This is a genomic window from Anaeromonas gelatinilytica (assembly GCF_016820635.1).
Lineage (GTDB): Bacteria > Bacillota > Clostridia > Tissierellales > SIT17 > Anaeromonas > Anaeromonas gelatinilytica.
Window position 1 is genome coordinate 1 of the sequence record NZ_WSFU01000062.1, and the last position, 22,363, is coordinate 22,363.

Here is a 22,363-nt window from a genome sequence, read left to right on the forward strand (position 1 = left end):
TTGAATTTTGATTTCCTTTGACTCAAAATGAATCAAACGTTAGCTTAATCTATTTGACAACTTTAAGTTGTCTTTTAACTTTGTACTGTTCAATTTTCAAAGACCAATTTCTTTTCCGCCGTCTCCGACGACTCTTAATACTATATCAGCTCTTTTAACCTTTGTCAATACTTTTTTAATTTAAAATCATTGATTAATATCTGTTAACTTCATCGCTTTTTATAATATAGCAAAGAAAATATTCTATGTCAAGTTTTTTATCTATATATTATTAATTATACATTTTTTTTAATTCCTTTCTAAACTTTTCTATTATTTTCTTTTCTAATCTAGATACCGTCATCTGACTCATATCTATTTCTTTTGCTATATTTATTTGGGTTTTTCTTTCAAAATATCTATCTTTTATTATCTTTTTCTCTATATCATTTAATTTATTTATTATATTCAATAAAAAATCTCTATTTTCAATTTTTAATAAATCCTTATCTTCTTCACCTATCAACGCTGATAAGTTAACATCTTTATCATCACTATCAGAATCTAACGATGCATCTAAAGAATTAGGAGTATATACTTTGCTTGCCTCCATAGCTTCTAAAACTTCTTCTTCTGTTACATTTAAATATTCAGCAATATCTTGTACAGTAGGCGTTTTTTGAAGTTCTTGACTTAATAATAATTTTGTATTATTAATTTTTTTTGATAACTCTTGTATTCTCCTAGGAACCCTTATAGACCATCCTTTATCCCTAAAATACTTTTTTATTTCTCCTATTATTGTAGGTGTAGCAAAACTTGAAAATTCATATCCTTTATCAATATCATATCTATCTATAGCATATATCAATCCTAGACAAGCTACTTGATATATATCATCAAAATCTATACCTCTATTAGCATACTTTTTAGATAATATTTCTGCTATATATAAATGTCTATTTATTAATTCTTCTCTAATTTCTTGATTACTAGTTTCAGCATATATTTTAAATAATTCTTTAGTATCCATTTCTTTTTCCATAAAAAGTTTTGTGGCAGAATTTTTATTATCTCCCATATCTATTCTACTCCTAACATTTTTGTCATAAGTATAATTGTCCCTTTATTTTGTAAAGTTGTAAATTTCACATCATCCATTAATGTTTTTATTATAAATAATCCTAATCCACCTTCCTTAAGATCTTCAGCTTTAGGTTCTTTAATATTTAAAGAACACAATCCTTTACCCGTATCTTTAATTTTAATCTCTAATTTATCTTCATAAGCAAAAAAATCAATATCATAAGTATCATTAATTTTATTACAACCATGCCTTATTGCATTGGTACATGCCTCACCTATGGCAACTTTTATATCTTCTATATCATCAATATTAAAACCAATTCTACTAGCTATAGCTGAAGCTGTAAGTCTTATTATACTCACATATTCAGGCTTATTAGGCATACTTAATTTTATATGATCCATATTAACTTCTTCATTCTCATTTACTTTCTCTTTTATCTCCTCCATTTTTTAATTACACCTCCTTAACTATAAAAACTTTATTTAATCCTGTTATTTCGAATAGCTTACTAATATTGGGACGTAAATTTATTATAGTGATATTTTTATCAGTTTCTTTTAATCTTTTTAGTCCACTAATTAAAACTCCTAGACCTGTACTATCTATATATTCCAAGTCTTTGCCGTCTATTATTATATTGCTATCTCTAGTTTCTATAACATTTAATAATATTTCTTTAAATTTAGGAGCTGTATATATGTCTATCTCTCCATAAGGTTTTAAAATCCATACTTTTTTTTCTTCATCAAATAATTTGTTAATTTTTAAAGCCATTTTTCAAGTGCACCTCCATTATTTTTTCATTATAAATATTATTATACTATTTATTCTTTGTAAACCCAATAATATATAAATAAAGGGTAAAGTGAGAAATTCATCACTCTACCCTTTATACCCAAATATTTATTTAAAAATCATTTTTTAATTTTCTTTTATTTCTTCTTCAGGTATTACTTTAGCTATAGATACTACTCTATCATTTTTATCTACTTTCATTAGTCTAACTCCTTGAGTAGTTCTACCCATTTGAGATATACCTGATATTTTCAGTCTTATTATTATACCTAAATAACTTATCATCATTATTTCATCATCATCATTTACTACTCTAGCACCTATTAAATTTCCTGTGTGAGGTTTTATATTGTAAGTTTTTATTCCTTTACCTCCTCTAGTTTGACCTCTATATTCTTCTAGAGAAGTTCTTTTACCATATCCTTTTTCACTAATAACTAATAAGTAATTTCCTTCTTCTACTAAATTCATGGATATAACTTGATCATCTCTATTAAGATTTATTCCTTTTACTCCCATAGCAGTTCTACCCATATTTCTAACATTTTTTTCATTGAACCTTATAGACATACCTTGAACTGTTGTTAAAATTATGTCACTTTTCCCATTAGTCTTTTTAACTGCTATAAGTTCATCATTTTCTTTAAGACTTATTGCTATTAATCCACTTTTTCTTATAGATTCAAATTTAGTTATTTCAGTCTTTTTTACTAATCCATTTTGTGTAGTAAAAATTAAATAATTATCATCCTCAAATTCCTTTATAGGTATTACAGCTTTAATGCTTTCATCTGAATCTAATTGAAGAAAATTTACTATTGCTGTCCCTTTAGCTTGCCTTTTTGCTTCTGGAATTTCAAATGCTTTAATTGTAAATACTTTCCCTTTACTTGTGAAGAATAAAAGATTGTCATGGGTGGATGTTATTAAAATATCCTCTACAAAATCTTCATCTCTAGTAGTTAATCCTGTTACTCCTCTTCCACCTCTATGTTGAATTTTATAAGTATTTTCTGGCAATCTCTTTATATATCCATAATGAGTAAGAGTTATTACAACATTTTCTTCTTCTATCATATCTTCAATATTAATTTCATCTGATGATACTCTTATTTCAGTTCTTCTATCATCGCCATATTTTCCTTTGATTTCAATAAGTTCATCTTTGATTATTTTATATATTAATCCTTCATTAGATAAAATTTCTTTCAATCTATTTATTTCTTTAATTAGATTCTTATATTCTTCTTCTATTTTATCCCTTTCTAATCCAGTAAGTTTTTGAAGTCTCATATCTAAAATAGCTTGAGCTTGTTTTTCTGATAGACCAAATTTCTCTATTAATCCTTCTTTGGCTTCACTTGCGTTTTTACTTTCTCTTATTAATTTTATTACTTCATCTATATGATCTAATGCTATTTTTAATCCCTCTAATATATGTGCTCTAGCCTCAGCTTTATTAAGTTCATATTGGGTTCTTCTAGTTATAACATCCTTTTGATGTTCTAAATAATGTTTTAATATTTGCTTTAAACTTAATACTTTAGGTTCTCCATTTACTAATGCTATCATTATAATGCTAAAAGTATCTTGCATTTGAGTATGTTTATAAAGATTGTTTAATACTACATTTGGATTAGCATCTCTTTTTAGTTCTATTACAATCCTCATTCCTTCTCTATCAGATTCATCCCTTAAATCTGATATACCTTCTATCTTTTTATCCCTTACTAAATGGGCTATTTTTTCTATCAATTTAGCTTTATTTACTTGATATGGAATTTCAGTAACTATTATTCTATTTTTATTATTTTTCATTGACTCTATTTGAGTTTTGGCTCTTACTTTTACTTTCCCTCTACCTGTTCTATAAGCTTCTTTTATAGCTTCTTTTCCAGTTATAATTGCACCAGTTGGAAAATCTGGTCCTTTAATCCTTGTCATTATCTCTTGTAATTCTATATCTGGATTATCTATCATCATTATTGTGGCATCTATAACTTCATTTAAGTTATGGGGTGGGATTGATGTTGCCATACCTACAGCTATTCCATTAGTACCATTAACAAGTAAATTAGGATATCTACTTGGTAATACTACTGGTTCATTTAATGTCTCATCAAAGTTTAATCTATAATCTATAGTATCCTTACCTATATCTCTAAGCATTTCAACTGTTATTTTATTCATCTTCGCTTCAGTGTAACGCATAGCAGCTGCTCCATCACCATCTATTGAACCAAAGTTACCATGTCCATCAACTAATTGATATCTTGTAGAAAAATCCTGGGCTAATCTAACCATAGCATCATATACAGCACTATCTCCATGAGGGTGATACTTACCTAAAACGTCTCCCACGATACGGGCAGACTTTCTATGGGGTTTATCCGGTGTTAATCCTAATTGATCCAGTGCATATAATATTCTTCTATGCACTGGTTTAAGTCCATCCCTAACATCAGGAATTGCTCTTGAAACTATTACACTCATAGAATAATCTAAATAGGAATTACTCATTTCATCTTTAATATCTACAGATATTATATTTTTATTTTCAATGCTCATTTAAATCCTCCTCACTATATAAAACTTAAATATCTAAATTCTTCACATATCTTGCATTTTCTTCTATAAATTCTCTTCTAGGCTGAACCTTATCTCCCATCAAAGTAGTAAATATTTCATCTGCTGCTACAGCATCTTCTACATTTACTTGAAGTAATATTCTTTGTTCTGGATCCATTGTTGTATCCCATAATTGCTCAGGGTTCATCTCTCCTAGCCCTTTATATCTTTGAAGTGATGGTTTGATTTTTGAATCACTTACTTTTTCTTTATATATTTCATTTAATTCTTTATCTGAATAAGCATAATACTCTGCTTTTCCTTGTTTAACTTTATATAAAGGTGGTTGAGCTATATATACATATCCTTGTTCTAGTAAAGGTTTCATATATCTATAGAAGAAAGTTAATATAAGGGTTCTAATATGAGCACCATCAACATCGGCGTCGGTCATAATTACTATTTTATGATATCTTAATTTTTCTATATCAAAATCTTCTCCTATTCCACATCCAAAGGCTGTTATCATCGCTTGTATTTCTGCATAATTTAATATTTTATCAAGTCTTGCTTTTTCAACATTCATTATTTTACCTTTTAATGGAAGAATAGCTTGTATTTTTCTATCTCTACCTTGCTTTGCAGATCCTCCCGCAGAATCACCCTCGACTATGAATACCTCTGAAAGACTTGGATCTCTTTCAGAACAATCGGCTAATTTCCCAGGTAAAGAAGAACTTTCTAATACATTTTTTCTTCGAGTTAAATCTCTAGCTTTTCTAGCCGCTTCTCTAGCTCTAGATGCTCTTAAAGATTTTTCTATAATTATTTTTGCTTCTTTAGGATTTTCTTCTAAAAAACTAGTAATAGAATCACTTACGATACTGTCAACTATACCTCTCATTTCACTATTTCCTAATTTAGTTTTGGTTTGACCTTCAAATTGAGGTTCTGATAATTTTACTGATAAAACAGTTGTTATACCTTCTCTAATATCTTCTCCACTTAAATTAGAGTCTTTATCTTTTAAAATTCCATTTTTTCTAGCATAATCATTAATCACTCTAGTCAAAGCAGATTTCAATCCACTCAAGTGAGTTCCACCTTCATGAGTATTTATATTATTAGCAAATGTAAATATATTTTCATTATAATTATCCGTATATTGAATAGCTAATTCTACAGTAGAATTTTCTTTTTCACCTTCGTTATAAATTACTTTTCTGTGTATTGCATTTCTATTTTTATTTAAATGTTTAACAAAAGCTTTAATTCCACCCTCATAATAGAACATTTCACTTTTATCATGTCTTTTATCATTAATATTTATTGTTACACCTTTATTTAAAAAAGCTAATTCCATCAATCTATGTTCTAATGTCTCATATTTAAAATCAAGTTCTTCAAATATTAAATCATCAGGCATAAATGTAATAGATGTTCCAGTTCCTTTAGCATTATCTATAACTTCCAGTTCAGATTTAGCTATACCTCTTTCAAATCTTTGATAATGTACTTTCCCATCTCTTTTAACTTTAACTTCTAACCATTCCGATAATGCATTAACTACAGATACCCCAACACCATGTAATCCACCAGATACCTTATAAGCTCCATTATCAAATTTACCTCCAGCATGTAAAACAGTTAAAACTGTCTCTACTGTAGATTTTCCTGTTTTTGGATGAATTGCTACTGGTATACCACTACCATTATCATTTACTGTTACTGATCCATCTTCATTTAAAATTACTTCTATAGTATCACAAACCCCAGCTAAAGCTTCATCTATACTGTTATCTACTACTTCATATACTAAATGATGTAATCCCTTAGGTCCAGTACTACCTATATACATACCAGGTCTTTTTCTAACTGGTTCTAATCCTTCTAAAACTTGTATTTGTTCAGCTTCATAACTTCTGTTTTTTTGATTTTCTGACATATTTTTGCCCCCAATCTTTTATCTGATATTAATATTTTCATCTTTTATCAAATTACATCTTCTATAAAGAGTTTTTGTAGATATGTTTGTACAATATATTATACTTTTTCTTAATTTCTTATTATTTCTTTTATATTTTTCTAATTTTTCAGTAATAACATAAGATTTTATATTTTTATCTACTATTTTTATCAAAAAACCTTCTTCTTCAGATGTTTTAATAAAGTTAGCTGTATCCTCTAACTGTAATGACTTATTTGGTATAATACTAATTATTTCTGATAAAGGTATTACATAATCTTTACCAAGATGAAGAAACATAACAATCAATCCTTTCAGCAATATTTATTTACTATATAAAATATTGCCATCTTTAATATAATAAGTCTTTTTATTAAATTTGTCTATTTCTTCAATGTCTATATCATCAGTAGATGTGATTATTGTTTGTACATCTTTAAATGCAGATATTAAATATTTTCTTCTATTTATATCTAATTCTGAAAATACATCATCTAATAATAATACAGGATAATCATTAGTTTCTTCTTTTATTAATTTTACCTCTGCTAATTTTAATGATAACGCTGCTGTTCTCTGTTGTCCTTGTGAACCAAATATTCTTGTATTTTTATCATTTATAAAAATATCAATATCATCTCTATGTGGTCCTATTTTTGTAGTACCTTTTTCGATATCATCATTCTCATTTTTAGATAATAAATTATTATATTTATTTATTATTGTCTCTTTATCCATATTTTTAAACTTAAAAGAAGGCGAATAATATATTTCTAAATTTTCTGATCCTGCAGTAATATTATTGTGTATATCTTTTGATATATGAGCTAATCTATTTATAAATGCTTTTCTTAAAATTATTATTTTACTTCCTAGGTTAACTAATTGTTGATTCCATACTGATAACATTTTTTTCTTTTTATTATCATATTGAATAATTTTTAGAAGATTATTTCGTTGAATCAAAACTCTATTATAATCATTAAGTATATTTTTATAAACTGGTTTTATTTGAGAAATTTCATCATCAAGAAAATTTCTTCTATGAAAAGGTCCTTCTTTTATTATTTTTAGATCTTCTGGTGAAAATACTACAACTTGTAATACTTCATTCAAATCTGATAATTTGTCTTGCTCAACTCCATTTATTTTAACCCTTTTAGGTTTATTTAAATCTAATTTTAATTCTATATGTTTTTCGATATCATCTTTTTTTAATTCAACTCCAATATATCCTACTTCCTTATTTATACTAATGAGTTCTTTATCTTTATTAGTTCTAAATGATTTTCCAGAAGATGCTATATATATAGATTCTAAAAGATTTGTTTTTCCTTGTCCATTTTCCCCTAAGAAAATATTAACTTTTTTATTTAAATATATTTTCATACTATTATAATTTCTAAAATTAATTAGTTTAATACTCTTTACGTACATAATAGCACTTCCTTTATTATATCACTTATTTTTTAAAAAACAAACATTCGTTCTTATTTAGTGATTTTACTATCTTATAAACTATTTTAACCTTTAAATTTTATTTTTTCCATAAGTAAATAACTCTAAAATATTTTAGAGTTATTTACTTATAATAATTTTAATTATTATAAAAGTAATTTTTATTCTATTATCAAAGATTCTTCACCTTCTATTTCTACAATATCTCCTCTAAATATTTTCTTTCCTCTTTGAGTACAAATTTCTTTGTTTACTTTTATATGACCATCTTTTATTAAAAATTTAGCATGGCCTCCTGTTTGTGCAATTTCTCCATATTTTAATAATTGATCTAATTTAATATATTCAGTATCAATTTTTATTTTTTTCATTTTATCCCTCCTATCATTAAAATAGACACCCTAAAAGGTGTCCATTTCTAATAGACTAATTAGCTTCTGCTAATCTTACTGGTAATATTAAATAAGTATAATTTTCATCCTCTTTAGGTTTCATAATACATGGATTTACATTACTTATAAAATTCATAATCACTTCATCGCTATCTATTACTTTAAGTCCCTCTAAAATATATTTTGAATTAAAAGCTATTACGATATCTTCTCCTTCTAACTCTATATTTACATCTTCATGAACATTTCCTATTTCAGAATTTGATGTTATAACCATTTTATCATCTTTTATATCAAATTTAACTAAATTATTTTTTCCTTCTCTAGCAAGTAATGATGCTCTTTCAATACTTTCTTTTATATCATTAGTTTTTACTATAACTTGAGATTTATATTCGTTTCTAATTATATCTTTATAATTCAAAAATTGCCCTTCTAAAAGTCTTGAGTTAATTATAGTATCTCCTAAATTAAAAAGAATATGACTAGACGTAAACATTATTTTTATATTATTATCTTCATCATCTAATATTCTATTTACTTCATTTAATGTTTTTCCTGGTATAACTACCTTTATATCACTATCATACGAAATTGATGAATTTTTAAGAGCTAATCTATATCCATCAAGAGCTACTAATGTTGCATTATTATTTTTAACTTCTAATAATGCTCCTGTTAATATTGGTCTTGTTTCATCTTGAGCTGTAGCAAAAACTGTTTGTCTTATCATATTTTTTAATAAATCTTTAGGTATTTTAAAAGACTTTTCATCATTTATTTCAGGTAATTCAGGATACTCATCTGCCGAATTACCTAATATATTAAATTCAGAATTATCACATACAATATGTATATTATAATCTAAATCAGTTTCTAAATTTATATCATTATTAGGTAATTTTTTTATTATGTCTCCAAATATTCTAGATGGAATAACAATTTTTCCTTCTTCAATTATTTCGCACTTTATTTTTGTTTCAATACCCAATTCTAAATCTGTTCCTGTTAACTTTAAATAATTATCATAAGCTTCTATTAATATTCCATCTAATATAGGTAATGTTGTTTTAGATGATATACCTTTTTGAACTATATTAATATGTTTTGATAAATTTTTTTGAGGAATTCTTATTTTCATTGTGGATAACCTCCTTTTAAATAATTAATTGTATAAATAAACTTCACTTAGTAGTACTAGTAATAGGGGCTGTGAATTTGTGGATAACTATTTAAATGTAATAAAAGATAATATTTTAAGCTTGTGTATAAAATGTTATTAAGGTGTATTTAGTTATCCACATATACACTACTTTATAAATTATAAAAAGATATCAACAATCTTTAAACATATTATATACAAATGATTGTTAATTATTTTTTAAGTCTTTTTGAATTTGTTCTATAGTAGATTTCATTTTACTGTCATTATTAAAGTCTTTAGAAATTTTTTCATAAGCATGAATTACGGTAGTATGATCTCTACCACCAAATTCATCGCCTATTTTAGGTAAAGATAAATCTGTAAGTTCTCTAGATAAATACATTGCTATTTGTCTAGGATAAGATATAGCTCTAGCCCTTTTTTTAGAATTAAAATCTTCTATTTTTACATTGAAATGTTTAGATACTACTTCTTTTATTCTATTTACATCAATTTTTTTATTTTTATTTTCTAATATTATATCTTTTAAGGCTTCATTTGCTAAATCTATAGTAATTTCTTTATTTGTTAAAGAAGAATATGCAATTATTCTTATTAAAGCTCCTTCTAATTCTCTTATATTAGAACGAATTTTATCAGCAATAAAAAGAAATACTTCATTATCGATATTTAGATTTTCTAGATTTGCTTTCTTTTTTAATATTGCAATTCTAGTTTCTAAATCTGGTGGTTGAATATCTGCTATAAGCCCCCATTCAAATCTGGATCTTAATCTATCTTCTAATGTAGGTATCTCTTTAGGGGGTCTATCACTAGAGATTATTATTTGTTTATTATCTTCATGAAGAGCATTAAAAGTATGGAAAAATTCTTCTTGAGTTCTTTCTTTACCAGCAATAAATTGAATATCATCTATTAGTAGTACATCTACGTGTCTGTACTTATTTCTAAATTCAACATTTTTATCATCTCTAATGGAATTTATCAATTCATTAGTGAATTTTTCTGAAGATACATATGCTACATTTGTATTTGGGTTTTGATCTAATATATAATGACCAATTGCATTCATAAGGTGAGTTTTTCCCAAACCTACACCTCCATAAATAAATAATGGATTATAAGCCTTTGCAGGAGCTTCTGCTACGGCAAGTGATGCAGCATGGGCAAATCTATTACTATTACCTATTACGAATTGATCAAATGTATATTTAGGTCGTAATTGAGATTTTACATGAGTTTCTTCAGATTTTTTTGTTTCAATTTTTTCTTTTTTAGGTTGTCCATTACTTTCATTTATTTCTTCTCCAGGTATTATAAAAGTAATATTATAATTACTATTTGAGACTTGATTAATAGCATTATTAATTAATGTTAAATACCTAGCTTCAAGAATTGACTTGGTAAATTCATTGGGAGCAGCCAGAATAATACTATTATTTTCAATAGATATGGGGTCAATGCTTTTTAACCAAGTGTTGAAACTTACTTCTGTAAGTTCAGTTTTTATTAATTTTAAAGATTTTTCCCAAATACCATTTAGGTCAGCTGACATTACATCTCCTCCTATTCTATAAAGATTATTGGCATTAAAAACATACTTTATTCTATATTTGTATAAAATCAAGATGTTTAATAAAAATAAACAAAATAATCCACAAATAAATAATTTTATAAAAGACTTAAAAATAAAAAAATAATTAACAGAAATAATGAATTTTTTTGTGGATAAATTGTTAATAATAGATTTAATTAAATTATTATTAAATATGTAAAAATTTTATAAACATGAATTTAATAAATAAACTGTTAATAATTTTATTAGAAATATACTAAAAGTATAGAGCTAATGAATAAAATATCAACAAAAAAAATAAGTTATACACAATTTAATCCACAAGTTGTGTATAAAAGTTAATTGTCTTAATTATTAATCCACATTTTTTTTAATAATATCAAACTAGAGTACAATTATCAACAAATATAAATTGATGTCCACAAAATAAATAAACTGTTAATAATTTTATTAACAATTATATGAAATATTAATTACAATCAAAACCTTGACATACCCTAATAATATAGCTATAATCATTAAGTAGTGTCTTAATTTATGATGATTGAGGATTACCATTACAATAATATATTTATATTAACAATGACTGAAGGGGGTGTATTTTAAATGAAGAGAACATACCAACCTAAAAAAAGACAAAGAAGTAAAGAACATGGATTTAGAAAAAGAATGAAGAATAAATCAGGAAGAAATGTATTGCAAAGACGTAGACGAAAAGGCAGAAAAAAATTATCAGCATAAGGCCGCATTTAAGTGGCCTTTTTGTTCAATTTTAAAGTAAATATCAAGGAGTTTTAGAATGAATAAGATACTAAAGCTTAGGAATAACAGAGACTTTAGTAAAGTATATGATAAAGGAAAATCTATAGCTAATAAGTATTTAGTAATGTTTTATATTGAAAATGAACTGGATTATAATAGAGTAGGTTTTTCTACTACTAAAAAATTAGGAAATGCTGTTATTAGAAATAGAGTTAAACGATTGATAAAAGAAAGTTATAGATTAAATAATGATAAATTAATTAATGGATATGATATAATATTTTTAGCTCGGGTTAGAGCAAACAATGCCTCATATAAGGAAATTGAAAAATCTATTATTAATTTATTGAAACGTTCTAAGCTGAATAAATAGTCTGAGAGAGGTTGTATATTGTGAAATATATGATTAAAAAATTTATCCTACTGTATCAAAAATATATTTCACCATTGAAAGGAAGGACATGTAGATTTTATCCAACTTGTTCAGAATATTCTATCCAAGCTATTGATAAGTATGGAATTGTTAAAGGTGGATTAAAGTCTATATGGAGAATTTTAAGATGTAATCCGTTTAACGCTGGAGGATATGATCCAGTAGACAAAAAATAATAAACTGATGATTGCTAATGAAGATTGTAGGGGGTTAAATTAATATGGGTATTTTTGCTCGTCCTTTGGGAGTACTAGTTGAATATATTTACAAATTTGTAGCAGGAGCTGAATTAGATTTTAAGGTTTTTTCTGCTTATGCTATTGCAATTATAATTGCAACAATAATAGTTAAATTTATTTTACTCCCATTGACATTGAAACAGACAAAATCGATGAAGAACATGCAAAAAATTCAACCAAAATTACAAGAATTACAAAAGAAGTATAAGAATGACAAAGAAACATTAAATATGAAAACAATGGAATTATATAAAGAATATAAGGTAAATCCTTTTGGAGGATGTTTGCCATTACTTATACAATTTCCAATAATAATAGGATTTTTTAATGTGTTAAGAAATCCAGTAAAATATGTCTTTGAAAATCAAGCAGCTTATGATGCGATTAATAAAAGTTTTTTATGGATAGAAAATTTAGAGAATCCAGATTTGTGGATATTACCTATTGTAGCTGCACTAACAACCTATTTTCAAAGTAAGATGATGTCTCCTTCTACTTCTTCTGGGGGAGATGATAAGGCCCAATCTACTCAAAATACTATGACTAAAATAATGCCTATAATGATTTTGTTTTTTGCTAGAAGTGTTCCCTCAGGATTAGCACTATACTGGGTAATAAGTAATACTTTCCAAATAGTACAGCAGTTCATTATAAATAGGAATGCAGGATCTCTTAAGGAGGAGTTAAAATAATATGAAATCTGTTGTTATTTCATCAAAAACTGTTCAAGATGCTATTAATGAGAGTTTAAAGCAATTAAATGTAGATAGAGATGATGTAACTATTGAAATATTAGATGAGCCAAATAAAGGATTTTTAGGATTTATAGGTGCTAAAGATGCAAAAGTAAAGGTTACAGTAAATAAAGATGTTGTTAAACAAGCAGAAAATTTTTTACATGCATTATTAAATAAAATGGAAATTAAAGCTGAACTTAAGATAAATAAGACATTAGATACTTTGAATATCGAGATAATAGGTGAAAATGAAGATGATATGGGAGCTATTATTGGTAAAAGAGGAAATACTTTAGATTCTATTCAATATCTTATAAGTTTAATTGTGAATAAAGATAGAGAAGATTATCTTAAAGTAATATTAGATACAGAAAATTATAGAAAAAAAAGAGAAGAAACTTTAATTAGATTAGCTAAGAAAATGGCTGGAAAATCTAAAAGAACAAGAAAAAAAGTTAAACTTGAACCAATGAATCCATATGAAAGAAGAATTATACATTCTGCATTACAATCAGATCCTTATGTAAAAACTTTTAGTGAAGGAAAGGAGCCTTATAGAAAAGTAGTTATAGATATAAATAAATAAATTAAGTAAACCCAGTTTGATTACTGGGTTTATGTTATGTTTAAAGGTATTATTGGTATAATAATAAAAGAAGTAAATTTAGACATAATTATTTTTAAATATATAAAATATAAAGAGGTGAATAATTTGGATATAGATACTATTGCTGCTATAGCTACTGCTCCAGGAGAAGCTGGTATTGGGATTGTTCGAATAAGTGGTAAAAATTCTATAAATATTATAGATAAAATTTTTATAGGAAAAGAAAATATTAGTTTTAAAAATAGGGAGCCAAGAAAATTATATTATGGACATATAATTAATCCAGAGAATGAAAAAGTGATAGATGAAGTATTAACAGTGTATATGAAAGCTCCTTATACTTATACTACAGAAGATATAATTGAAATAAATTGTCATGGAGGAATAATTCCAGTTAGAAAAATATTAGAAATTATTTTACAAAATGAAGCAAGAATAGCAGAGCCAGGAGAATTTACTAAAAGAGCGTTTATGAATGGGAGAATTGATTTGGCACAAGCAGAAGCTGTTATGGATTTAATAAGTGCTAAAACAGATTCTAGTTTTGATGTATCTTTAAATCAGTTAGAAGGTAGTCTTTCTAACGAAGTTAAATTATTAAGAGAATCAGTATTGAAAATGTTAGCTCAAATAGAAGCTACTATTGATTTTCCGGATGAAGATGATGTAGAAGATATGGCTTATGAAAAAATGAAAGAAGAAGGAAACAATATTCTTGAAAGAATAAATAAATTATTAAGTACAGTATATACAGGTAAAATTCTTAAAGAGGGACTTAAAACTATTATATTAGGAAAACCTAATGTAGGTAAGTCTTCTTTAATGAATGCAATATTAAGAGAAAATAGAGCTATAGTAACAGAAATACCTGGAACTACTAGAGATATCATAGAAGAATATGTTAATATAAATGGTATTCCTTTGAGAATAGTAGATACTGCAGGTATAAGAGAAACTGAAGATTTAGTAGAAAAAATAGGTGTAGATAGAGCAAAATCTCTTATAGATAAAGGAGATTTAGCTATAGTAGTATTTGATGCATCTGAAGATTTAGCTGATGAGGATATGATTATAATAGAAATGGTTAAAAATAAAAAATCAATTATATTATTAAATAAAACAGATTTAGAAATTAAAACAAATGAAAATATAATAAAAAGATATCTTCCTAATAAAGAAATAATAAATACTTCTATGATTAAAGGAAAAGGATTAGAAACTTTAGAAAATACTATAAAAGATATGTTTTTTAAAGGAGAAGTCAAGGTTACAGATGATATAATAGTCAATAATGTAAGACATAAGGATTTATTAATTAAAGCCAAGAATAATATTAAAGAAGCTTTAAATTCTATAGAAATGGGTATGCCTATTGATTGTATAGAAGTTGATGTAAAGGAATGTTGGAATAATTTAGGAGAAATTAATGGATATACAGTTGGTGAGGATATTATAGATAGAATATTTAGTGATTTTTGTATCGGAAAATGAGAAAGGAGATAAATATGGATAAATCTATACTTTATCATGGTGGAGAATATGATGTTATAGTTGTAGGAGCAGGTCATTCTGGTTGTGAGGCAGCTTTAGCTCCTGCGAGAATGGGACTTAAAACATTAATACTTACTATGAGTTTAGATTCAATTGCTCTTATGCCTTGTAATCCATCAATTGGTGGTACAGGTAAAGGACATTTAGTTAGAGAAATAGATGCTTTAGGTGGAGAAATGGGAATAAATATAGATAAAACATTTATTCAATCAAAGATGTTAAATACATCTAAAGGTCCAGCAGTTCATTCATTAAGGGCACAGGCAGATAAAAGACAATATCATGTTGAAATGAAAAGAACTTTAGAGGATCAAGAAAATTTAGATTTGAAACAAGGAGAAGTGGTTAATTTAATTGTAGAAGATGGAAAAGTTAATGGAGTAATTACTAGAACAGGAGCATGTTATAATGGAAAATCAGTAATATTAGCTACTGGAACTTATCTCAGAGGAAGAATATATATAGGACAAGTTAATTATTCTGGAGGACCAAATGGATTAGCTCCATCTATTAATCTTACAAAACCTCTAGAAAATTTGGATATTCACTTTAGAAGATTTAAAACAGGTACTCCAGCAAGAATTCATAAAGATACAATAGATTTTGAAAGTATGGTGTCTCAACCAGGAGATGAAAAAGTTGTTCCATTTTCTTTTATGAATAATGAAATAAAAAAAGATCAAGAATTATGTTATCTAGCCTATACAAATGCTGAAACTCATAAGATTATAATGAATAATCTTGATAAGTCTCCTAGGTATACAGGAAAAATGGAAAGTAAAGGTCCGAGATATTGTCCTTCTATCGAAGATAAAGTAGTTAGATTTGCAGATAAAGATAAGCATCAAATATTTATAGAACCAGAGGGATTGGATACTAAGGAAATGTATGTACAGGGGATGTCTACTACTTTACCTGCTGAAGTACAAATAAACATGTTAAGAACAGTTTCCGGATTGGAAAATGTTGAAATCATGAGAGAAGCTTATGCAATAGAATATGATTGTATAGATCCTACGAAACTTAAGAGGACTTTAGAATATAAAGATATAGATAATTTATTTTTTGCAGGACAAATTAACGGGTCATCAGGATATGAAGAGGCAGCAAGTCAGGGATTAATTGCTGGCATAAATGCAGGATTAAATGTAATAGGAAAAGGACCTTTTATATTAGATAGATCTGAAGCATATATTGGTGTTCTTATAGATGATTTAGTTACTAAGGGTACAGATGAACCTTATAGAATGATGACTGCAAGAGCTGAATATAGATTAACATTACGTCAAGATAACGCAGATTTAAGGTTAACTGAAAAAAGTTATGATGTTGGATTAGCTACAGATGAAAGATATAATAAAGTAGTAGAAAAAAGAAAAAAGATAAGCGAAGAATTGGAAAGATTAAAAAGACTACAGATTACTCCCACTAAAGAAACTAATGATTTTTTAGAGACTATTGGAAGTGTGCCTCTTAAAATGCCAATAACATTATATGATCTTATTAAGAGACCAGAAATCAAATATGATGATATTGATAAATTAGATTTTGAAAGACCTGAATTACCTAGAGAGGTTAGAATGCAGGTAGAAATTCAAATAAAATATTTAGGATATATAAAAAAACAAATGAAACAAATAGAACAATTTAAAAAATTAGAAAGTAAAAAAATTCCCAAAAATATAAATTATAAAGAGATAAAAGGATTAAGGTTAGAAGCAATACAAAAATTAGATGAAATAAGACCTGATTCTGTAGGTCAAGGGTCTAGAATATCTGGAGTTTCTCCTGCAGATATTAATGTACTTTTAGTTTATTTAGAACAACAAAGAAGATTAAAGAATAGGGGAATAAAGAATGAGTAATATAGATACTTTAATAAAGGGATTGTCTAAATTAGATATAAATTTAAAATCTCAAAGTATAGATGATTTTATAGCTTATAAGGAATTGTTAAAAGAATGGAATGAAAAGATTAATATTACTGCAATTAAAGAAGATAGTGAAATAGATATTAAACATTTCTTAGATAGTTTAACTATTTTAAAAACGGGATATGTAAAAGATGGACTTAAAATTATAGATATAGGAACTGGAGGTGGTTTTCCAGGTATTCCTATAAAAATAGCTAATAAAAGTACAGAAGTTGTATTGCTAGACAGTTTGAACAAAAGGATTAAGTTTTTACATGAAGTTATTAATGAAATAGGATTAAACAATATTAAAGCTATTCATGGAAGAGCAGAAGATTATGGTAAGAATGAGGAGTATAGGGAACAATTTGATTTAGCTGTTTCTAGAGCAGTAGCACCATTAAATGTATTATTAGAATATTGTATTCCTTTTGTTAAAGTTGGTGGTTATTTTATTGCTATGAAGGGAACGCAATTAAATAATGAGGTAGAAGAATCTGAGAAAAGTTTAAAGATAATGGGTGGTATAATCGAAAATAGATTTGATATCAAATTACCTTTTAGTGATATAGTCCATAAATTATTAGTTATAAAGAAAATATTTAAAACTCCGACAAAATATCCTAGAAAAGCTGGAAAACCGAAACAAAAACCGTTATAAAGATGAGAAATATGGGTATTTATGTAGAACGAAAGTCTAAAAAAATAATATAAATAAGCAGGATATTAAAATTTTTTAGAGAAATAAATTAATATAATAAGCAGATAGTAATTGGGAGAGGGATGATATTATGAATTATGTAAGTCAGGAAGTTATTAATATTCCTTTAAATCAAATTAGACCAAATCCATACCAACCTAGGAAAAGTTTTAGTAAGAGATCTATAGAAGAGTTAAGTAAATCAATAGAAGCCTATGGAGTACTTCAACCTATAAGTGTAAGAAAAATCAATGATAATACATATGAATTAGTTGCTGGAGAAAGACGCCTTAGAGCGGCAGAGGCTGTTGAACTTACTTCAATACCTTCGTTAATTGTAAATATGAAAGATCAGGATTCGGCAGTATTGGCATTGATAGAAAATCTTCAAAGGGAAGATTTAAACTTTATAGAAGAAGCTGAAGGATATAGCAATCTTATAAATGATCATGGTCTTACTCAACATGAATTAGCAGAAAAAGTTGGGAAAAATCAATCAACTATAGCAAATAAATTAAGGGTACTTCGTTTGTCAGATGAAGTTAAAAAGAATTTATTAGAAAATGGTTTATCTGAAAGACATGCTAGAGCACTATTGAAATTACCTGAGGAAGAGTTACAAATTAAAATATTAGATAAAATTATTAAGAATGATTTAACTGTTAAAAAAACAGAAAACTTAATTAAATCTATATTAGAGGATATGACTGATATAAAAGAAAAAGAAGAAGAAAAAGTAAAACAAAAAATAAAAAGCATGATAAATTTTAAGATATATTTAAATACTTTAAAAAATGCGTATAATGCTATTAAGGATAGTGGAATAGAGGCTAAATATCAAGAAAAGGATACTGGTGAATTTATAGAAGTTACAGTTAAAATACCGAAAAATAAAAAAGCAATATAAATAAAAATAAGGATAATATTATCCTTATTTTTTAATATTTAATAAACACTTACATATTTATTATCTTTAATATAAAATCTCCAAGGATAATTTTTTGCTTCTTCTGCATAATCTATTCCTATCCTTTTAGATTGAACTATTTGGAAAGACTTATTATTACCTTCACATATGTATATATTATTTTTTGTTAAATCTTCTCCATTTATTTTTCTAGTAATGCCTAGAGCTTGAGTTAGTTTTCCAGGGCCATTAGTAAGATTGAATATTTTAGTTTTTGGCAATTGATCTATTGTTTTATTAAATCTATTTAATGACATTATTTCTATTCCTTTAATGGGTTCAACGCCTCTAATGAGTACTCCTTGAGGATTGTTTTTCTCTGATGCTACTATATTAAGGCAATTATACATGCCATATATTAAATAAACATAGGCATAGCCTCCAATTTTAAACATAGATTCAGTTCTAGGAGTTCTTTTACCTTTATAAGTATGAGAAGCTTTATCATTAATTCCCATATAAGCTTCTACTTCAACTATTTTAGTTATAAATTTATTATTGTTATTGTTGAATATTAGATATTTTCCTAATAAATCTCTTCCTAAACTTAAAGCATCTTTTCTATAAAAATCTCTCTTTAATTTAATCATATAAAACTCCTTTATATAAATAAAAGTATATAATATATTATACCATGATATTTATATTATAATTTTATTATTATACTATATGATTATAAAGAAAATTTGATATAATAAAAAGTAAATTAAGGAAATAAGAGTGGAGATGATTAAATGGGAAAAGTATTAGCAATATTTAATCAAAAGGGTGGAGTAGGAAAAACTACAACTAATGTAAATTTAAGTGCATGTATTGCTAAATTAGATAAAAAAGTATTAGTTATAGATACTGATCCTCAAGGAAATTCAACCAGTGGGTTAGGGATAGATAAAAAATCATTAGATAATTCAATTTATGATATTTTAATAGAGAATGAAGATATAGAAAATACGATAATAGAAACTGGTATAGAGAATCTTCATTTAATTCCTTCGAACGTTGATTTAGCTGGTGCTGAAATTGAATTAACTAGTAGAGAAGATAGAGAAACCATATTAAAAAATGCTATTAACAAAATAAAGGATAAATATGATTATATATTTGTAGATTGTCCTCCATCATTAGGATTATTAACAATAAATTCTTTAGTGGCTGTAGATAGTGTTATAATTCCTATACAATGTGAGTATTATGCATTAGAAGGGGTAAGTCAGCTTATGTCTACTATAAAGCTAGTAAAGCAAGGACTAAATCCCAAATTAGAAGTAGAAGGAGTAGTATTAAGTATGTTTGATGGAAGAACTAATCTTTCAATTCAAGTAGTTGATGAAGTAAAAAAATTTTTTAGAGGTAAAGTATATACTACAATAATTCCTAGGAATGTTAGATTAGCAGAAGCACCTAGTTATGGAATACCAATTATTGATTATGATTCAAAATCAAAAGGAGCTATTGCATATATGGAACTTGCTGAAGAATTTTTAGATTATATTGAGGATGTGATATAGATGGCTAAAAAGAAAAGAGGATTGGGGAAAGGCTTGTCAGCATTAATTCCAGAAGAGTCTAAAGATGATGCTAGGAACAACATAAAAGAGAAAGCTGAAAAAGTAGTAAATATAAAGATATCAGAGATTAAACCTAATAAAAATCAGCCACGACAAACATTTAATAGTGAAAGAATCAAGGAATTATCGGAATCCATAAAAAGGATTGGAATAATACAGCCTATTATAGTTAAAAAACATGATTCTGGATATGAAATTATAGCTGGGGAAAGAAGATTTAGAGCAGCAAAAATTAATGATCTGGATACAGTTCCTTGTATTATAAGAGAAGAAGATGAGAGAAAATCTATAGAAATGGCTTTAATTGAGAATATTCAAAGAGAAGATTTAAATCCTATAGAAGAGGCAATAGCTTATAATGAAATGTTAGAAAAGTATAATTTAACTCAGGGACAGTTATCTGAAATAGTAGGTAAGAGTAGAACATATATAACAAATTTAATAAGATTATTAAATTTGTCTGATGAAATTAAAAATTTAATAGAAGAAAGAAAACTTTCTATTGGACACGGACGAGCATTACTTTCTATATCTAGCAAAGAAAAACAAGAAGAAATCGCCTTGTCAATAATAGATAATAAATTAAGTGTTAGAGAAACAGAGGGTTTAATAAAAAAATTACAATCATCCAAAAAAAATAAAAGTATAAAAGAAAAGAAAAAAGATCCAATATTAAAAGGAATAGAAGAAAATTTAAGAAAAATATTAGGTACTAAAGTAATTATAAATAAAGGTAGAAAAAAAAGTAAAATTGAAATAGAATATTATAATGATGATGATTTAGATAGGATATTAGAGTTGCTAAATAAAGAGTAATAATAATATAAAAAATCTAAGTGTTTCACGTGAAACATTCTAATAAACACAACTATATTAATTATAGTATTTTGATATAATTGTATTAATGATAGCTTAAGGAGAGATGATTATGGAAATTATAATGTATCTAGTGGGTGCATTTTCCGATAAAAAGTTTGGTGGAAATCCTGCAGGAGTAGTTCCAGATGCTAGAGGCATATCACCAGAAAACATGCAAAAAATTGCTACTGAAATTAATTTATCTGAAACAGCTTTTGTACAAAAAATAGATGAAGATAATTATAATATAAGGTTTTTTACTCCTACTCAAGAAGTAGATCTTTGTGGACATGCTACTATTGCTACATTCTATACATTAGCAGCAAAAGGATATTTATCAGAATTCGAAGAAAAAAGCAAAAAATATTATCAACATACCAAAGCTGGAAAATTATATGTGGAAGTTTATTGTGAAAATGGTGAAGTGCAAAGTGTAGTTATGGAACAAGCTAAGCCTAAATTAATTGGTACATTGGATGAAGTTGATGAATTATTAGATTCTATGAATATTAATATAGATGATTTAGGATTACCATATAAAAACATTAAACCTCAAATTATATCAACAGGACTTCCAGATATAATGGTACCTATAAAAAATAAAAAAATCTTAGAGAATCTTACTATAGATTATAAAAAGGTATCAGATTTATCTAAAAAATTAAATGTTACAGGAATACATGCTTTTACAATTGAAGATGATCAAGTTTATACAAGAAATTTTGCACCATTAGTAGGAATAAATGAAGAAGCTGCTACTGGAACTGCAAATGGAGCTTTATTTTACTATTTAAGAGAAAATGATATTATGAATGAAAAACAAATTATAATTAAACAAGGAGAAGTGTTGAACAGACCTTCTGAAATATTAGTTAAAATAAGTGATATAAAGCCTGATTCAATAGAAGTAGGAGGAAAAGCATCGATTATTCTTGAAGGAGTAATTCATTGTTAGATCTAAGAAAATTCTTAGATCTTTTTTATTGTCAAGTAAAGTTTATTTAATAAAGGTTTTAAATTATTGATAAATACAAGTGTT

At 26.4% G+C, this 22,363-nt stretch carries 23 protein-coding genes; 12 read left to right on the top strand and 11 right to left on the bottom strand.

What is annotated here, in order from left to right; translation table 11 throughout:
* Positions 1-271: 271 nt before the first annotated feature.
* The 10 genes from GOQ29_RS04810 to dnaA form a co-directional block, all read right to left on the bottom strand.
* The gene (locus GOQ29_RS04810) at positions 272-1,060 is read right to left on the bottom strand and encodes a SigB/SigF/SigG family RNA polymerase sigma factor (RefSeq protein WP_252187517.1); all 789 of its coding nucleotides are present in this window, start codon (positions 1,058-1,060) and stop codon (positions 272-274) included.
* Positions 1,061-1,062: 2 nt separating this feature from the next.
* Complete coding sequence (locus tag GOQ29_RS04815; protein WP_203371509.1) at positions 1,063-1,515, bottom strand: ATP-binding protein; 453 nt, start codon at positions 1,513-1,515, stop codon at positions 1,063-1,065.
* Positions 1,516-1,522: 7 nt separating this feature from the next.
* Entirely contained in the window at positions 1,523-1,843 is a 321-nt protein-coding gene (locus GOQ29_RS04820; protein WP_203371510.1) for an STAS domain-containing protein, read from the bottom strand.
* Between the two features lie 147 nt (positions 1,844-1,990).
* Positions 1,991-4,432 carry a DNA gyrase subunit A gene (gyrA, locus tag GOQ29_RS04825; RefSeq protein WP_203371511.1) on the bottom strand — a complete coding sequence of 814 codons (2,442 nt, stop codon included), beginning with the start codon at positions 4,430-4,432 and terminating at the stop codon, positions 1,991-1,993.
* A gap of 25 nt (positions 4,433-4,457) precedes the next feature.
* The gene (gene gyrB / locus GOQ29_RS04830) at positions 4,458-6,377 is read right to left on the bottom strand and encodes a DNA topoisomerase (ATP-hydrolyzing) subunit B (protein WP_203371512.1); all 1,920 of its coding nucleotides are present in this window, start codon (positions 6,375-6,377) and stop codon (positions 4,458-4,460) included.
* Positions 6,378-6,395: 18 nt separating this feature from the next.
* Complete coding sequence (gene remB, locus GOQ29_RS04835; RefSeq protein ID WP_203371513.1) at positions 6,396-6,698, bottom strand: extracellular matrix regulator RemB; 303 nt, start codon at positions 6,696-6,698, stop codon at positions 6,396-6,398.
* A gap of 24 nt (positions 6,699-6,722) precedes the next feature.
* Positions 6,723-7,835: a DNA replication/repair protein RecF gene (gene recF / locus GOQ29_RS04840; protein WP_203371514.1), complete on the bottom strand. Its 1,113-nt coding sequence runs from the start codon at positions 7,833-7,835 to the stop codon at positions 6,723-6,725.
* Positions 7,836-8,017: 182 nt separating this feature from the next.
* On the bottom strand, positions 8,018-8,227 hold the full coding sequence (locus GOQ29_RS04845) for an RNA-binding S4 domain-containing protein (RefSeq protein WP_203371515.1): 210 nt from the start codon (positions 8,225-8,227) through the stop codon (positions 8,018-8,020).
* A gap of 55 nt (positions 8,228-8,282) precedes the next feature.
* Entirely contained in the window at positions 8,283-9,389 is a 1,107-nt protein-coding gene (gene dnaN, locus GOQ29_RS04850; protein ID WP_203371516.1) for a DNA polymerase III subunit beta, read from the bottom strand.
* Between the two features lie 229 nt (positions 9,390-9,618).
* Entirely contained in the window at positions 9,619-10,968 is a 1,350-nt protein-coding gene (gene dnaA, locus GOQ29_RS04855; RefSeq protein WP_203371517.1) for a chromosomal replication initiator protein DnaA, read from the bottom strand.
* 627 nt (positions 10,969-11,595) lie between these two features.
* On the opposite strand from dnaA, the gene rpmH reads away from it, so the two are divergent.
* From rpmH to noc, 9 genes are all read left to right on the top strand, one after another.
* The gene (rpmH, locus tag GOQ29_RS04860) at positions 11,596-11,730 is read left to right on the top strand and encodes a 50S ribosomal protein L34 (RefSeq protein WP_203371518.1); all 135 of its coding nucleotides are present in this window, start codon (positions 11,596-11,598) and stop codon (positions 11,728-11,730) included.
* 58 nt (positions 11,731-11,788) lie between these two features.
* Complete coding sequence (gene rnpA / locus GOQ29_RS04865; RefSeq protein WP_203371519.1) at positions 11,789-12,124, top strand: ribonuclease P protein component; 336 nt, start codon at positions 11,789-11,791, stop codon at positions 12,122-12,124.
* Between the two features lie 29 nt (positions 12,125-12,153).
* Positions 12,154-12,360: a membrane protein insertion efficiency factor YidD gene (yidD, locus tag GOQ29_RS04870; protein ID WP_207750647.1), complete on the top strand. Its 207-nt coding sequence runs from the start codon at positions 12,154-12,156 to the stop codon at positions 12,358-12,360.
* A gap of 44 nt (positions 12,361-12,404) precedes the next feature.
* A complete protein-coding gene (locus GOQ29_RS04875; RefSeq protein WP_203371520.1) occupies positions 12,405-13,115 on the top strand; it encodes a YidC/Oxa1 family membrane protein insertase in 711 nt (236 codons plus the stop codon).
* A 1-nt stretch (position 13,116) separates the two neighbouring features.
* The gene (gene jag, locus GOQ29_RS04880; RefSeq protein ID WP_203371521.1) at positions 13,117-13,746 is read left to right on the top strand and encodes an RNA-binding cell elongation regulator Jag/EloR; all 630 of its coding nucleotides are present in this window, start codon (positions 13,117-13,119) and stop codon (positions 13,744-13,746) included.
* 126 nt (positions 13,747-13,872) lie between these two features.
* Complete coding sequence (mnmE, locus tag GOQ29_RS04885) at positions 13,873-15,258, top strand: tRNA uridine-5-carboxymethylaminomethyl(34) synthesis GTPase MnmE (protein ID WP_484477061.1); 1,386 nt, start codon at positions 13,873-13,875, stop codon at positions 15,256-15,258.
* Positions 15,259-15,272: 14 nt separating this feature from the next.
* On the top strand, positions 15,273-17,183 hold the full coding sequence (gene mnmG, locus GOQ29_RS04890) for a tRNA uridine-5-carboxymethylaminomethyl(34) synthesis enzyme MnmG (RefSeq protein ID WP_207750645.1): 1,911 nt from the start codon (positions 15,273-15,275) through the stop codon (positions 17,181-17,183).
* Complete coding sequence (gene rsmG, locus GOQ29_RS04895; RefSeq protein ID WP_203371523.1) at positions 17,176-17,892, top strand: 16S rRNA (guanine(527)-N(7))-methyltransferase RsmG; 717 nt, start codon at positions 17,176-17,178, stop codon at positions 17,890-17,892. Before mnmG ends, rsmG begins: the two co-directional genes overlap by 8 nt.
* 130 nt (positions 17,893-18,022) lie before the next feature.
* Complete coding sequence (gene noc / locus GOQ29_RS04900) at positions 18,023-18,838, top strand: nucleoid occlusion protein (protein ID WP_203371524.1); 816 nt, start codon at positions 18,023-18,025, stop codon at positions 18,836-18,838.
* 38 nt (positions 18,839-18,876) lie between these two features.
* Here the strand turns inward: noc and GOQ29_RS04905 are convergent, their stop codons facing one another.
* A complete protein-coding gene (locus tag GOQ29_RS04905; RefSeq protein WP_207750646.1) occupies positions 18,877-19,488 on the bottom strand; it encodes a DNA-3-methyladenine glycosylase in 612 nt (203 codons plus the stop codon).
* A gap of 144 nt (positions 19,489-19,632) precedes the next feature.
* On the opposite strand from GOQ29_RS04905, the gene GOQ29_RS04910 reads away from it, so the two are divergent.
* From GOQ29_RS04910 to GOQ29_RS04920, 3 genes are all read left to right on the top strand, one after another.
* Positions 19,633-20,406: a ParA family protein gene (locus GOQ29_RS04910; protein WP_203371525.1), complete on the top strand. Its 774-nt coding sequence runs from the start codon at positions 19,633-19,635 to the stop codon at positions 20,404-20,406.
* Positions 20,407-21,282, top strand: a complete 876-nt coding sequence (locus GOQ29_RS04915) for a ParB/RepB/Spo0J family partition protein (RefSeq protein ID WP_203371526.1) — start codon at positions 20,407-20,409, stop codon at positions 21,280-21,282. It begins immediately after the preceding gene.
* A 112-nt stretch (positions 21,283-21,394) separates the two neighbouring features.
* Positions 21,395-22,279 (top strand): PhzF family phenazine biosynthesis protein, encoded by an 885-nt coding sequence (locus GOQ29_RS04920; protein ID WP_203371527.1) that lies wholly within the window; start codon positions 21,395-21,397, stop codon positions 22,277-22,279.
* Positions 22,280-22,363 lie beyond the last annotated feature (84 nt).

Excerpts from the sequence above, each read along its gene's own strand:
- GOQ29_RS04815 (WP_203371509.1), bottom strand. The coding sequence starts at position 1,515 with ATGGAGGAGATAAAAGAGAAAGTAAATGAGAATGAAGAAGTTAATATG.
- GOQ29_RS04920 (WP_203371527.1), top strand. The coding sequence starts at position 21,395 with ATGGAAATTATAATGTATCTAGTGGGTGCATTTTCCGATAAAAAGTTT.
- recF (WP_203371514.1), bottom strand. The coding sequence starts at position 7,835 with ATGTACGTAAAGAGTATTAAACTAATTAATTTTAGAAATTATAATAGT.
- dnaN (WP_203371516.1), bottom strand. The coding sequence starts at position 9,389 with ATGAAAATAAGAATTCCTCAAAAAAATTTATCAAAACATATTAATATA.
- remB (WP_203371513.1), bottom strand. The coding sequence starts at position 6,698 with ATGTTTCTTCATCTTGGTAAAGATTATGTAATACCTTTATCAGAAATA.
- gyrB (WP_203371512.1), bottom strand. The coding sequence starts at position 6,377 with ATGTCAGAAAATCAAAAAAACAGAAGTTATGAAGCTGAACAAATACAA.
- mnmG (WP_207750645.1), top strand. The coding sequence starts at position 15,273 with ATGGATAAATCTATACTTTATCATGGTGGAGAATATGATGTTATAGTT.
- GOQ29_RS04820 (WP_203371510.1), bottom strand. The coding sequence starts at position 1,843 with ATGGCTTTAAAAATTAACAAATTATTTGATGAAGAAAAAAAAGTATGG.
- rnpA (WP_203371519.1), top strand. The coding sequence starts at position 11,789 with ATGAATAAGATACTAAAGCTTAGGAATAACAGAGACTTTAGTAAAGTA.
- GOQ29_RS04905 (WP_207750646.1), bottom strand. The coding sequence starts at position 19,488 with ATGATTAAATTAAAGAGAGATTTTTATAGAAAAGATGCTTTAAGTTTA.
- GOQ29_RS04915 (WP_203371526.1), top strand. The coding sequence starts at position 20,407 with ATGGCTAAAAAGAAAAGAGGATTGGGGAAAGGCTTGTCAGCATTAATT.
- gyrA (WP_203371511.1), bottom strand. The coding sequence starts at position 4,432 with ATGAGCATTGAAAATAAAAATATAATATCTGTAGATATTAAAGATGAA.
- rsmG (WP_203371523.1), top strand. The coding sequence starts at position 17,176 with ATGAGTAATATAGATACTTTAATAAAGGGATTGTCTAAATTAGATATA.
- yidD (WP_207750647.1), top strand. The coding sequence starts at position 12,154 with ATGATTAAAAAATTTATCCTACTGTATCAAAAATATATTTCACCATTG.
- rpmH (WP_203371518.1), top strand. The coding sequence starts at position 11,596 with ATGAAGAGAACATACCAACCTAAAAAAAGACAAAGAAGTAAAGAACAT.
- dnaA (WP_203371517.1), bottom strand. The coding sequence starts at position 10,968 with ATGTCAGCTGACCTAAATGGTATTTGGGAAAAATCTTTAAAATTAATA.
- GOQ29_RS04845 (WP_203371515.1), bottom strand. The coding sequence starts at position 8,227 with ATGAAAAAAATAAAAATTGATACTGAATATATTAAATTAGATCAATTA.
- GOQ29_RS04910 (WP_203371525.1), top strand. The coding sequence starts at position 19,633 with ATGGGAAAAGTATTAGCAATATTTAATCAAAAGGGTGGAGTAGGAAAA.
- noc (WP_203371524.1), top strand. The coding sequence starts at position 18,023 with ATGAATTATGTAAGTCAGGAAGTTATTAATATTCCTTTAAATCAAATT.
- jag (WP_203371521.1), top strand. The coding sequence starts at position 13,117 with ATGAAATCTGTTGTTATTTCATCAAAAACTGTTCAAGATGCTATTAAT.
- GOQ29_RS04810 (WP_252187517.1), bottom strand. The coding sequence starts at position 1,060 with ATGGGAGATAATAAAAATTCTGCCACAAAACTTTTTATGGAAAAAGAA.
- GOQ29_RS04875 (WP_203371520.1), top strand. The coding sequence starts at position 12,405 with ATGGGTATTTTTGCTCGTCCTTTGGGAGTACTAGTTGAATATATTTAC.